This window comes from Echinicola vietnamensis DSM 17526 (assembly GCF_000325705.1).
Lineage (GTDB): Bacteria > Bacteroidota > Bacteroidia > Cytophagales > Cyclobacteriaceae > Echinicola > Echinicola vietnamensis.
Map to the genome: position 1 here is coordinate 2,691,116 of NC_019904.1, position 12,502 is coordinate 2,703,617.

The 12,502-nt window shown below is 45.0% G+C and carries 10 protein-coding genes; 5 read left to right on the forward strand and 5 right to left on the reverse strand.

Annotation, left to right across the window (positions count from 1 at the left end):
• Positions 1-63: 63 nt before the first annotated feature.
• Positions 64-783, reverse strand: coding sequence for an SIMPL domain-containing protein (locus ECHVI_RS11075; protein WP_015266078.1), 720 nt, complete (start codon positions 781-783; stop codon positions 64-66).
• A gap of 164 nt (positions 784-947) precedes the next feature.
• On the opposite strand from ECHVI_RS11075, the gene ECHVI_RS11080 reads away from it, so the two are divergent.
• Complete coding sequence (locus tag ECHVI_RS11080) at positions 948-1,487, forward strand: inorganic diphosphatase (RefSeq protein WP_015266079.1); 540 nt, start codon at positions 948-950, stop codon at positions 1,485-1,487.
• Positions 1,488-1,620: 133 nt separating this feature from the next.
• Positions 1,621-2,757 (forward strand): 1-acyl-sn-glycerol-3-phosphate acyltransferase, encoded by a 1,137-nt coding sequence (locus tag ECHVI_RS11085; protein ID WP_015266080.1) that lies wholly within the window; start codon positions 1,621-1,623, stop codon positions 2,755-2,757.
• A 25-nt stretch (positions 2,758-2,782) separates the two neighbouring features.
• Here the strand turns inward: ECHVI_RS11085 and ECHVI_RS11090 are convergent, their stop codons facing one another.
• The gene (locus ECHVI_RS11090) at positions 2,783-5,791 is read right to left on the reverse strand and encodes a DNA polymerase III subunit alpha (RefSeq protein ID WP_015266081.1); all 3,009 of its coding nucleotides are present in this window, start codon (positions 5,789-5,791) and stop codon (positions 2,783-2,785) included.
• Positions 5,792-6,018: 227 nt separating this feature from the next.
• On the opposite strand from ECHVI_RS11090, the gene ECHVI_RS11095 reads away from it, so the two are divergent.
• Positions 6,019-6,390 (forward strand): DUF983 domain-containing protein, encoded by a 372-nt coding sequence (locus ECHVI_RS11095; protein WP_245553484.1) that lies wholly within the window; start codon positions 6,019-6,021, stop codon positions 6,388-6,390.
• 21 nt (positions 6,391-6,411) lie between these two features.
• Here ECHVI_RS11095 and ECHVI_RS11100 read toward each other — a convergent pair whose 3' ends face one another.
• Positions 6,412-7,950, reverse strand: coding sequence for a BCCT family transporter (locus ECHVI_RS11100; protein ID WP_015266083.1), 1,539 nt, complete (start codon positions 7,948-7,950; stop codon positions 6,412-6,414).
• 168 nt (positions 7,951-8,118) lie between these two features.
• On the opposite strand from ECHVI_RS11100, the gene ECHVI_RS11105 reads away from it, so the two are divergent.
• Entirely contained in the window at positions 8,119-9,165 is a 1,047-nt protein-coding gene (locus ECHVI_RS11105; protein ID WP_015266084.1) for an App1 family protein phosphatidate phosphatase, read from the forward strand.
• Between the two features lie 5 nt (positions 9,166-9,170).
• Complete coding sequence (locus ECHVI_RS11110) at positions 9,171-10,046, forward strand: diacylglycerol/lipid kinase family protein (protein WP_015266085.1); 876 nt, start codon at positions 9,171-9,173, stop codon at positions 10,044-10,046.
• Positions 10,047-10,176: 130 nt separating this feature from the next.
• On the opposite strand, the gene ECHVI_RS11115 is transcribed toward ECHVI_RS11110, so the two are convergent.
• The gene (locus ECHVI_RS11115; protein ID WP_015266086.1) at positions 10,177-10,632 is read right to left on the reverse strand and encodes a DinB family protein; all 456 of its coding nucleotides are present in this window, start codon (positions 10,630-10,632) and stop codon (positions 10,177-10,179) included.
• A gap of 202 nt (positions 10,633-10,834) precedes the next feature.
• Entirely contained in the window at positions 10,835-12,295 is a 1,461-nt protein-coding gene (locus tag ECHVI_RS11120; RefSeq protein WP_015266087.1) for a Gfo/Idh/MocA family protein, read from the reverse strand.
• Between the last annotated feature and the right edge of the window lie 207 nt (positions 12,296-12,502).

The following is a 12,502-nucleotide window of genomic DNA, read 5'->3' on the forward strand; positions in this document are numbered from 1 at the left end:
GTAAGCACAGAGAAGCAATTTTCGTTTTTTTGATATCAAGTTTTATCGGGGAGTATGTATTCCCTATTGCTTAAAACTGAAGACTACCTGCACCTCGTCTGTAAGTTTTTGTTCCTCAGGAGAGAATGATGGAGCGGCTTCAGCGGCCATGTTTTTCTCCATTCTCATATAGGCCATTTGTACAGGTCTTGGGAAGGTGATGGGGGCATTGGAGGAGTAGTTGATAGTGGCTACAGACAATTTCCCCAAGGACATTGTTTTTGCAATAAGGCTTGCTTTTTCTTGGGCGTCCTGGAGTGCTTTTTCGAGGAGCTGCTCTTCATACATTTTGGTCATTTTCTCAGAGATAGAAAAATTGACGTCGAACATGATCGCATCATTTTCATTGAGGAGTTCCACGACTTTTACCAGGTCCTCCTGCGGGTTTGGAAGGATGATTTTGATGGTTTGGCTCGCGACATAGCCGCTGTCTTTACTGGTTCCTTTGGTGTACACCCTGTTGACAGTGACATTATAATTGTTCGTGGTCAGTTTGTAGTCTTTGGCTTTACTCTTTTTTAATTGTTTTTCAATGAGGTTGGTCTTTTTATGGAGCATACTGGAAGCATCACTCGCTTTCATGGCCTTGTTCCTAAGATGCACATTGATGACAGCTTCGTCAGGTTTGATGGCGATTTCACTCTTGCCAGTGACGGCAATATGGTTTTTGTCTGATGTGGTTTGGGCATTTGCCGTAGCAATTCCTGCCCAGATGACTGCGATAATTAAAAGCGTTTTTTTCATAAGAAATAGTCAGTTTTAACACCTATACGACAAAACATAAGCCAATATGACAGTACAGTCAAAAAATATAATAAATTCAGCTTTTTTTGTTTTGTTAACTACGTAAATGGCAGTAATTTGCCGTCCGTAAAATTTTACAAATAAAGTAACAAAAAGTTTTTAATATGATTAATCCATGGCATGATGTCCAAATAGGCGAAGAAGCACCTGAATATGTTCAAGGCATCATTGAGATTCCGAAGGGTAGTAAAGGAAAATACGAACTGGATAAGAAGACCGGTATGTTGATGCTGGATAGGGTGTTGTTTTCTGCTGTTCATTATCCGGCAAACTATGGTTTTATCCCGCAGACTTTTTGCGAGGACCATGACCCCTTGGATATTTTGATCATGTCGCAGATCGACATTCCTTCCATGACCTTGGTAAAGGCTAAGGTGATTGGTGTGATGAGAATGGTTGATGGAGGAGAGGCAGACGATAAGATCATTGCGGTAGCTGCTGATGACCAATCCGTGAATTACATCAATGATATCGATGAGCTTCCTCCTTACTTGATGAAGGAAATTCACCGGTTCTTTGAAGATTACAAAAAACTGGAAAATAAAGAAGTGAAAGTGGAGGACTTCCTCGGTAAGGAAGATGCCATGAGAATTGTAAACGAGAGTATTGAGCTTTACGATAAAAACTTCCGAACAAAGAAATAGGGAAAGGCCATCATTTGATGGCTTTTTTTTTGACTTTAGTTGGGTTTCCTTACATGAGTCTAACTAAAGTTGGCTTATATGGGTCAATGACGCATTATTTTTTGTATTTTGCGACTTTGTAAATGAGAACTACATGTCCAAATTTGATCATATAAGGCCGTTTTATGATACTGAAGTGAATCAAGCCATCAGGGGGATTGTCGACGATCCCATGATGAAGGCGATCATGAACTTCACTTTTCCAGCAATGGAGGAAAGCGAATGGAAACGACAGCTGAACAGGACGCATTCCATTCGGGACTTTCAGATTAACTTTATTTATCCGGCCATAGAAATGGTGCTTAAGCGCAGTTCTGAAGGACTGAGCTATTCTGGGCTGGACCAGCTGGACCAGCATGTGCCGTACCTGTTTATCTCCAACCATCGGGATATTATCTTGGATACTTCTTTGCTGAACTATGTCCTGTATAATAATGGACTGATGATGACATCTTCAGCAATAGGCGATAATTTGGTGAAGCGACCATTGTTAAAGACACTTTCTAAGCTGACGCGTAATTTTATGGTGCAGCGTGGACTTTCTTCGCGGGAACTCCTGGAGAGTTCTAAGCTAATGTCGGAGTATATCCAAGACTTGCTTTTCCATGAAAACAGGTCTGTGTGGATAGCCCAGCGGGAAGGACGTACCAAAGACGGAAATGATGCGACTCAAAAGGGAGTGCTAAAGATGATTTCCATGGCCAGAGGGGAGGTTGGAGAAATGGAATATTTTAAAAATATCCATATCGTACCGGTATCCATTTCCTATGAGTATGATCCTACCGATGTATTGAAAATGCCAGAACTGATGGCCAAATCCCGTTCTGAAGTGTATGTGAAGCATGAAAACGAGGATTTCAATACCATCTTGAACGGGATCATGGGGCAAAAGAAGCATATTCATGTCCATGTGGACAAGCCTTTGGATGATGAAATAGATAAAATCATCAAAACCGGCGAATCGCCCAATAAACAGCTCCAATATTTAAGTGAAGTGATCGATGAAAAGATTATTGGTAATTATAAACTGTGGCCTACCAATTATATAGCCCATGATTTGCTCCACAACAGCCAACAGTTTGCTGATGAGTACTCTGCCCTGGAGCGTGATCAGTTCCAAGAGCGTATGAAGGAAGGCATAGATCTTCGGGACGAATTGGCAGTGAAGAATTTCCTTTCCATGTATGCAAATCCAGTGACTAATCAGGAAGCCTTGAAGGTGAAGGAATAGCCGATAAGAGAAAGGAAAGAAGTCGTTAGTTGTCAATTGAGGTCTTGGGCGATTGGTTGGTGACAGGATTGGGATGGTCATCAGCAGCATTCCAGTAGGCCAGTTTTTTGCAGCTGGAGATTTCTATGGTATAGAAGTTAAACTCTTCCGAGACTTTTCCTTCCAAAAGATAGATGCCGCGCCCCGTTAAGGGGTATTGTCTGATCACAGGAGGGAAATGAACGGTATCTATCCATTGGCCGTCCCTGTCGAGAAAGGTGCCAAAATTCATGATGTCTCCTTTTACGGTTCGGGTATACTTTACGGTGACCAAATAGCCCATCAACCGAATCTCTTTTCCTGCATACGAAGGAATGTCCTGAGCTTTCAAGGTGTCATGCGGTGGGGCTTTTAACAATAAGAAAGGATCGGCGATGGAAAATTCCATGATTTCCAATTGATCTAGAATGTCCTGTCGTGGATCATTGGTCTCAAGATGGGGGATGCTGAGTTCCCGAAGGTTGATCTGGCGGAAGAGATGGTTGGTAGAGGGTTTGTTTTTTTGTTTGTTGGTCAAGAAGTGGGCCTCCCAGAGGAGTTCTTGTTTACGCTTTGCGGTAAATCGAAAAGCATCTATCCTGATCAGGATCAATAGCTGCTCGAGGCTGATGGCGATGCGATTGATAAAGTCCCTGAGACCCGTAAAAGGCCCCTCTGTTTCCCTGTTTTGTAAAATGGTATTGGTAATGTCCTTTTGGAGGTATTTCAAGTGGATAAACCCTAAATAGACGGTGGTGCCTTTGATCACCGTGAGGTAGTCACTTTCATTGAGGTGGGGCAGCTGGACGTCGGCATGATAGCCTTGAAGTTCACGGATATAGAATTCCGTTTTGTAAAACCCTCCAAAGTTATTGATGACCCCCACCATAAATTCCAATGGAAAATGGGCTTTCAGGTATAAGCTTTGGTAGCTTTCGACGGCAAATGAAGCGGAGTGGCCCTTGGCAAATGAATATCCCGCGAAACTTTCGACCTGAAACCATATTTCACTGGTGATTTTTGGGGCATGGCCCTTTTCCATGGATTTTTTAAAAAAGCTTTCCTTGACTTTAAGAAACGCTGCACGAGAGCGGAATTTTCCACTCATGCCTCTCCTTAGGACATCCGCCTCGTCAAAAGACAGTCCTGCAAAATAGTGAGCTACCTTGATGACATCCTCTTGGTAGACCATGATGCCGTAGGTTTCCGGCATCAGGTCGTGGAGGATAGGGTGTGCCCTGGATTTCCTCATTTCAGGTTTTCGATGCCGAAGGATATATTCACGCATCATGCCGGACCGGGCCACGCCGGGCCTAATGATTGAGCTGGCCGCGACCAGTCCCAGGTATTCGTCTACTTCAAGTTTTGCCAGTAACATGCGCATGGCGGGCGATTCCACATAAAAAGCCCCAATGGTATGGCCTTTTCGCAGGTGTTGTTTGATTTTTTCATCATGCTTGAAGTCCTTTATCCGATGGATGTCTACTTTTTTGCCTTGATTTTTCTCGATAATCTCTAAGCTGTCACGGATGTGGCCAAGGCCACGCTGGCTAAGGATGTCAAATTTGGCAAAACCAATTTCTTCCGCGGTGACCATGTCAAAGTGCGATATAGGAAAGCCTTTCGGAGGGAGGTCGGTGGCGGTATAGTAATGTATGGGCTGCTGCGATATGAGAATGCCTCCCGCATGGATGCTCAGATGGCTGGGCATCCCGTGGATGAGTTGGCTATATTTCAGCACCAAGGCGCCAATACGATCCGGAATATAGTTGCCCGGTTTGACGACGTGATTGATGAGGGCTTCAATATCCGTCTTGGGAAGCCCAAAGACTTTTCCCAATTCCCGAATGGAGGAGTTGATCTGAAAGGTGTTGTGTGTGGCGAGCAGACAGACATGTTCGTGGTCTTCGGTGTTGTGCTTATGGAAAATGTGCTGGATGACTTCATCACGGTCGCGCCAAGAAAAGTCAATGTCGAAATCTGGAGGAGTGGAGCGGTAAAGGTTGATGAACCGTTCGAAGTATAGGTCAAGCTCTATCGGATCCACATCGGTAATGTTCAGGCAGTAGGCCACGATACTATTCGCTCCACTGCCCCTGCCAACGTAGTAGAATCCCCGCTCGCGGGCAAATTTCACGATTTCATAATTGATCAGAAAGTATGAAACAAAGTCTTTCTGCCGGATAATGTCCAGTTCTTTTAAAATCCGTGTTTCTTGGCGTTCGGAAAGGGGAGTGCCATACCTGTTTTTGGCACCTTGATAAGTGAGGGCGGTTAATTGGGCAAGGTCTTCCTGCTCAGATCCATAGACAGACTTTTTGTTTGCAACTGGCTGATAATCCTGCTCAAAGCGACAGCGGGAAAGTAGGGCGTGTGTTTGCTGAAGGAGCCAGTAGTGTGGAGCACATCGCTCGGCCAATTCCAAGGTGCTGTAAAAACGATCAGACAAATTGCCTTGCTCGGAAGTAGGCAATTTACTCAACAGGATGTTCAGCTCTATGCAGCGAAGAAGCCGGTGGATGTTAAACGACTGCTGGGAATGAAAAGTCACCGATTGTAGTAGGATCCAGCGATCCTTTTCTGCTATCCATGGGGAGCGAAGCGCTTTTTTCAGTTGGTCTGCAGGAATGCCCAGGTATTCCCGTGGTCCTAATTTGAAATAGGGTTGGGGGAAAGGGTAGATGACAGCTGTGTTTTGCCATTGGGGGGCTTTTTGCGGAAAGGGACGCTTTTTCCCCTTATGGTCAGAGAGATGCCGGTTCATTTCAAAAAAGCCATGATGGTTTAAGGCCAATCCAATGTACTGCTGGTCAATACCATTTCGGAAATCAATTCCGATAACACCATGAATGTTGGCCGCTTTTGTGGCTTTTAGAAATGGATAAACCGCAGCTGTACAGTTGATGTCAGTCAGGGCCATGGCTTTAACGCCAAGCTTTTTTGCCTGATCCACCATTTCCTGAACCGGCATGGTTCCGTAACGAAAGCTAAAGTAGGAATGGCAGTTAACGTACATGATTATGAGTGATTTGTGATCGTGTTACAAATATAAATGTTTATTAAACAAACTCAATAAAGTTTATTTAATAAACATTTCACATGGCGTTTTATGTAAAAAAAAGAGGGGGGCTACAGAGCTGTTTTGTCCTGAATAAGTATGCTGGAAACGGGAAAGGAACTCGCGGACGCAAGCGGATGGGACAGCTTTTTTTATTATCTTTGGGCAAGCAAAAAATGGTGAATATGAAGAGCAAAGGTGCAGCGATTTTGGCAGCAAAATGTCCGAGATGCCATCAAGGCAATATGTTTCCTGTTTCGATGGTCAGCTTTAAAAAACTTTCTGTGGTCAACAGCCATTGTCCGCACTGTAATGCTTCACTGGAGCCGGAGCCGGACTTTTATTATGGAGCGATGTACATCAGTTATGCCCTGTCGGTGGCCTTGGTGATCAATGTCATGATCATCCTTAATTTTGTTTTTGATGATCCCGAACTGTGGGTTTACCTTGTGTCCGTTGGGGTGGCAAATATCCTCTTGCTGCCAGTGATGTTGCGGTATTCCAAGGTGCTGTACCTATACGTTGCAGGCAAATTAAAATACGACCCTACTGCCTGATAGCACTCGGCTGTTTGCTGATTATCGATGGAGGTATTTTGTTGGATTCCACATTAGGAAGTTTAAGCTAATGGTGATTCCTGAAAGCAGTAGCAGTGCGGGCAGCCCGCCAAGGTTGGACAGCATTTTGATGCCGTCGATGCCAGTAAAAGTGATCATGATCCAAGCCAGCAGCCCCACTAATGTGCCCCAAATTACTTTTAAATTGGTGTCCGAGTCAAAGCGCTCCAAGGAGAATTTTTTCATACTAAGGGAGGCCATGGCTTCTGTGCTGGAGTCTGCGGCCGTTACATAACTGATAAACATGGCGGTCACAAAGGCCGGACGCAGGAGGTTTGTAAATCCGATTTCCCCAAAGACTTGATAAATGATGGATTCAGGACCAATGGTTTCCAACAGGTTTTTGAACAGGGTGGTGTCTTGCGCGGCATAGTGAAGGGTACTCCCTCCAAAGATACTCATCCAGCAGAGGCAGAAAGCAGCCGGCAGCAACCAGTTAAAGAGCAGGAATTCCCTCACTGTACGGCCATAGGCGATTTTTCCTAGGAACAAGGCCGTGATGGGCGCCCAAGCCATCCAGTTGGCCCAATTAAAGACGGACCAAGATTGGGACCAGTCACTGTTTCGAACATCGCCCCACTGTAAGCTAAGGGGGAGCACCTCTTTAAGGTAGCTTTTGATGCCCCAATATGCTGCATCCACCATGGCGCTAGTGGGGCCGATACAAAGGATGAAGATGCTAAACAGGACAAAAAAGAAGAAATTTAGCTGGCTGAGGTTTTTGATGCCGCGTTCTATCCCGGAAGCGGCCGAAAGGATAAAGGTGCAAATGATGACCAAGGTGACCACAGGCAGCAAGAAGGTCCTATTTAAATGCGGCCATTGGTCAGATAACCCGCCAGATATGCTTAGGATGCCAGCGCCAAGGGAAGCGGACATGCCTGCTACCAAGGCAAAAAGACAGATCATGTCTATCAGTGCAGCAAGTACCGGACGGTGTTTTTTTCCGATTAGTGGTGCCAATGGACTGCTAAGGCTAAAGGTTAGCTTGGTATTATAAATGGCCAATGCGATCCCCAACGAGGGAATGGCGTAAATGGCATAGGGGGTCAGGCCCCAGTGGAGGAAAATGGCGCCCATGGAGAATTGGGCTGCGGCTTCAGAACCGCTGGGATTGGACGTGAAGGAAGGAGGGTATAGATAGTGAAAAAGAGGTTCTGCGCTCCCCCAAAAAAGGATACCGACGGCCACGGTAGTGCACAGGACAATGGAAAACCAGCTGATGCGGTTGAATTTGGGCTTGGCTGTTTTGCCGCCTATGCGTACTTTACCCAAGGGAGAGAAACCCACCAATGCACAAGTGATGACCATGGCAAAGGAACTGTAGGAAAATAATAGTGAAAAGTGATCCAAGATGAAATTGTTGATTCCTTCCATGGAGGATTCGAAAAAATCTGCATTGATGAGACTGGTGCCGACGGCCGCTAGAATAAGCAGAAAGGGAGGCCAAAAAACATTTTTTCGAATGGGGGGTTGGAGAAAGGTCGTTAGTTTTTTCAAATTGGAAATGGGTATGATGATGTAAAAAGGTTTTGAAAAACAGTGAAGATGCTGAAAGTCATTAATTTCGGATAATTTTTATTAAAAATAAAGGTATCTTTAGAATAAGGTTTTTTTTGGGATGATTATTGAGTAAGTCATAAAGGCAACTTTACAAAAGGCAAGAATATGATTTTACGATTATTGACGTTCCCTTTCCGCTATACATTTGGAAAAGTAAAGAAAGTAGTCGGGAAACTGGGCAAAATCAAAATTGAGCCATTATATGCTTTTGGGAATGAAGATTGTATCTATGTGAAGGGAAGGGTGGTGGAGGCCTATAAGCAAAGCAAGCCTTCCGAGAAAAAGAACAGCCTTCAGAATATCGTGGCGGCCCTTCGGCGCTATGCAGGAAGCAGCGTGCCGGACGCCAAGGTGCTGGTAACTTATTTTGGCCAGAAAAAGGAGTTGTACAGCGATGAAGAGGGGATTATCAGCTGTGAGTTTCATGCCGTCAGCCAGCAAACCGAATCTGTACACCGGGTGAGTTTTAGCTTGTTGGAGGAAGATGGATTGGTAGCGGAGAAAAAAAACAATTTCCTGAAGGTAAGTCAATTTCCAAAAAATTATCCGATCGGAGTAATATCGGATATTGATGATACTGTTTTGATTTCCCATGCCACGGATATTGGGAAAAAGCTATGGCTGTCGGTTTCGAAGAATGCGTTTACACGAAGGCCATTTCCTGGGGTGAGCGGATTTTACAAGGCGTTGACCGAAGATGGAAAACACCCGATATTTTATGTTTCCAGCAGTGATTGGAATTTATTCGATTTGATCAAGGATTTTTTGGCGTTTAGACATATCCCTACCGGGCCGATTCTTCTGCAGGACCTGCATTTAAGTTTGAAGAATATCTGGAAATCGGGAGGAGGCAGCCACCAGCATAAACTTGAAAAGATCAAAATGCTACTGGAAATGTATCCTGGCATGCGTTTTTTTCTTATTGGTGACAGTGGACAGCATGATCCGGAATTGTATGCCGATGTGATCAAGTCCTACCCTGAGCGGATAAAATCTGTCTATATTCGAAAGGTGAGTGATGATAATGAAGAGGGACGGGCCATGCTGGTGGAGGAATTGAAGGAAATTGATAAATCTCCAGAGATGGTTTTTGTGAAGAACAGCCAAGAAGCGATCACGCATGCCAAACAGCACGAGTTTATATCATCTTAAGTACTATGAGCAAGCAGTTTTTATACATTCTTAATCCTATCTCTGGAGATGGGGTCGATCGAGCTGAGGTGAATGAAATCCTCAGCAATAACCTTTATGGCATAGAGGTCACCGTATGGGAAACCACAGGAGAATCGGATGATCCCGAGAAGATCAAAGAACAGTTAAAGGAGAAAAAGTGGGATGGAATCCTGATAGGAGGTGGGGATGGTACGATAAAGATGGTCGTTTCTGCTGTTTTAGGTACGGATATTCCCGTAGGGATTATTCCATTGGGATCTGCCAATGGCTTGGCGACAGGCTTTGGTATCCATGGGATTTCCGATGCGTGTTATGCCATCCAAAAAGGCAAAATCGAAAAGGTGGACCTTTGGGATATCAATGGTGAGCTGTGCATTCATCTCAGTGATTTTGGCTTTAACGCTGGATTGGTAAAAAAATCCACGACCATGGAGCACAGGGGGATGTTGGCCTATGCCAAAAGTTCCTTGGAGCAATTGAGGGAAATGAAGTCCTACACGTTTATCATCAAAGCAGATGGAACAGAGGAAGAGGTGACCGCAAAGATGCTGGTCGTGGCCAATGGTAATAGATATGGCACTGGAGCCATGATCAATCCGTTTGGTAAGGTTGGTGATGGAAAGTTTGAGGTAGTGACCGTGGATCCAGAGGGACTGGACGAGATTATAGGACTTTCCTTCGCCATGTTCAATGACGCCTTAGAACGCGTCGCCCATGTGAAATGCAGGAGTTTTGATAAAGCTGAAATTGAAAACCCAGATGGTGCAGATTTTCAGATTGATGGAGAGGTGATGCCTCCGACAGACTGTGTCAAAATCGAAGCGATCCCGCATAAGGTGAATTTTTACTGCCTTGAGTGATCTGAATTCCGTGTTGAAAGAACAGGAACCTGACGAGAAAGGGTTAGGGGAAAGGCGGTATTTAGGTAAGGAAGCCACTAAATAAATCCCTGGAGAGCAATAAAAATATCTTTGGCCCTAGAGATGGTGGTCAAGCCCGTACCGCTTTTCTAAGGGCCATGGCATAGCCAAGGTGCATGCCTTCATGGATACCATTGAATTCTACTGCCTCATGAATACTTTTTAGGGTGACCCCAAAGCTGGTCGTGTATTCACTATATTTCGTGAAGCTACCTGCCATCAGGTCGTTTTTGAAACTTTCCAATGTCGATAACGACAAGATTTTCAGCTCTTCAAGCTCTTTTGCGCTAATAGGAGCCTCCGGTTTGGTGCCCTTGCGGTATTTTTCTACCAATTGGTCATGAACCAACATTTCTTGACCGGATAGTTTGTAACAAATGATTTGCTGCGTGACAATGACATGACCAAAATTCCAAGCGATGTTGTTGTTGAAGCCTTCGGGGATTTTATTTAATTCATCCAAGGTCATGTCGTTGATTAATTTGATGAAATTTTCCCTGGTCTTGATGGTCGAATGGATGTTCATGACAAATAGTGCAAGTGTGTTTTTACTAAAGTTAGGTGTTTTTTTTAAGGTCTAAAGCATTTTTAAAAGAAAAAGAGGCCATCACGTTCATCCACATCAATGCTTCATCAGACAGGTACCTGGATCAGGGATTTTGCTGCACTTTTCAGGTAGTTGCCTTGAAGGACTTTGTGGTCAAGTGATGGCCTCTATGGGTAGTTGTTTATACGTTCAAGGTCCAGTCTCCTCGGTATTCCCGTTTGACAAACTGGTTGGCTTCATCGAAATTGGTAACCTTCATATTTGGTCCGTCCCATACAAGCTTGATTCCCCTGCCAGGATAGTCAAATCCGTTGTCTTCACGCGGTTTTCTGATGTCATAGCTACGAATGGCAAGATTGCCCATCAGTACTGACTCCGTAAGTGGCCCGGCAATAGAGAAAGGAGAACTCAGTTCTTTGAACTCCTTGCTGCCATGTCCGGCTACGCAGGCTTTCACCCATTGGGCATAGTGACCATTGTCTCCATTTTCTACTCTTGGGATAGTTTTGGGGACCTTTTCACCATCTTCCCTGGAAGTGGGGAGCAGCATTGGGTTAATGCCATAGGTGGAACACATCATTTTGCCTTTGGTGCCTTCGATGATCACGCCATTTCCACCATCTCCCATTTGCTCGTTAGGGCCAAGTTCTTCTGGTCGGGTGGGTTGTATGCCGCCGTCCATCCAGTGGAATTCCAGGTCTTTTCCGCTAGGCATTTTAAATTTAAGGGTGACATGGGAGGAAGGAGGACAGCCGTCAGGGAAATAGCCTCGTTGGAACTCGCCTACATAGACGGATCCTACGCTGCATTCCGCTTCCGTGGGGTAGCCCAGTCCGAGGGCCCTGAAAGGTGGCTCCATAATATGACAGGCCATGTCTCCAAGCGCACCTGTACCGTAATCCCACCATCCACGCCAGTTAAATGGAACGAGATTGTCTACGTATTCTTTATATGGAGCAGTGCCCAGCCAAAGGTCCCAGTCCAGCTCTTTTGGGGGAGTGGTACCTTTTTCTGGCCATTTGATGCCTTGTGGCCATACGGGGCGATCTGTCCAGCACCATACCTTGGTCGCCTCTCCGATCAGTCCAGCATCGTACCATTCGACCATTCGGCGGACGCCATCTCCGGAGGAGCCTTGGTTGCCCATTTGCGTGACCACTTTGTATTTTTCGGCAGCTTCTGTGAGCATACGTGCTTCATAAATATCATGGGTCAGGGGCTTTTGCACGTAAACATGCTTGCCCAGCTGCATGGCTGCCAAGGTGATGACGGCATGGTTGTGGTCTGGGGTGGATACCGTTACAGCATCAATGTTTTTATGCTCTTTTTCGAGAAGCTCCCGGAAGTCTTTGTAATATTTGGCTTTAGGGAAGCGCTCACGGGAAGTGGCTGCTCTTCTGTCGTCCACATCGCATAGATATCCGATTTCTGCATGACCGCTTTGGTACATGGCGTTGATGTCGCTTTGGCCTTTTCCGCCAGCCCCGATACCTGCGATAACGATTTTGTCACTGGGAGCCGTGAAACCAGGGCCTCCCAATACATGTCTGGGGACCAGATAAAATCCAGCTGCAGCAGTGGCAGCGCCTTTCAAAAACGCTCTTCTGGAATTGCCAGATTGGAGTGGCTTTTGTTCTTTCATGGGTAATATTGTCGGTTGAAATTTTTTTTTGATAATTTTTAAGTCAATCAATTTATCAAAAACTTTTTTTACTTCCAGCTAAAATGTAGTTTTTCAGCCCAAATGGTTATATTTTCGGATGAATGGCGGTGTGTCTTACTGAAAATTACACGATATTTAGCCTTTACAATGTTGCTAAATCGTTAAATTATTGTTTAGTGCATGTTT

Excerpts from the sequence above, each read along its gene's own strand:
- ECHVI_RS11075 (WP_015266078.1), bottom strand. The coding sequence starts at position 783 with ATGAAAAAAACGCTTTTAATTATCGCAGTCATCTGGGCAGGAATTGCT.
- ECHVI_RS11080 (WP_015266079.1), top strand. The coding sequence starts at position 948 with ATGATTAATCCATGGCATGATGTCCAAATAGGCGAAGAAGCACCTGAA.
- ECHVI_RS11085 (WP_015266080.1), top strand. The coding sequence starts at position 1,621 with ATGTCCAAATTTGATCATATAAGGCCGTTTTATGATACTGAAGTGAAT.
- ECHVI_RS11090 (WP_015266081.1), bottom strand. The coding sequence starts at position 5,791 with ATGTACGTTAACTGCCATTCCTACTTTAGCTTTCGTTACGGAACCATG.
- ECHVI_RS11095 (WP_245553484.1), top strand. The coding sequence starts at position 6,019 with ATGAAGAGCAAAGGTGCAGCGATTTTGGCAGCAAAATGTCCGAGATGC.
- ECHVI_RS11105 (WP_015266084.1), top strand. The coding sequence starts at position 8,119 with ATGATTTTACGATTATTGACGTTCCCTTTCCGCTATACATTTGGAAAA.
- ECHVI_RS11110 (WP_015266085.1), top strand. The coding sequence starts at position 9,171 with ATGAGCAAGCAGTTTTTATACATTCTTAATCCTATCTCTGGAGATGGG.
- ECHVI_RS11115 (WP_015266086.1), bottom strand. The coding sequence starts at position 10,632 with ATGAACATCCATTCGACCATCAAGACCAGGGAAAATTTCATCAAATTA.
- ECHVI_RS11120 (WP_015266087.1), bottom strand. The coding sequence starts at position 12,295 with ATGAAAGAACAAAAGCCACTCCAATCTGGCAATTCCAGAAGAGCGTTT.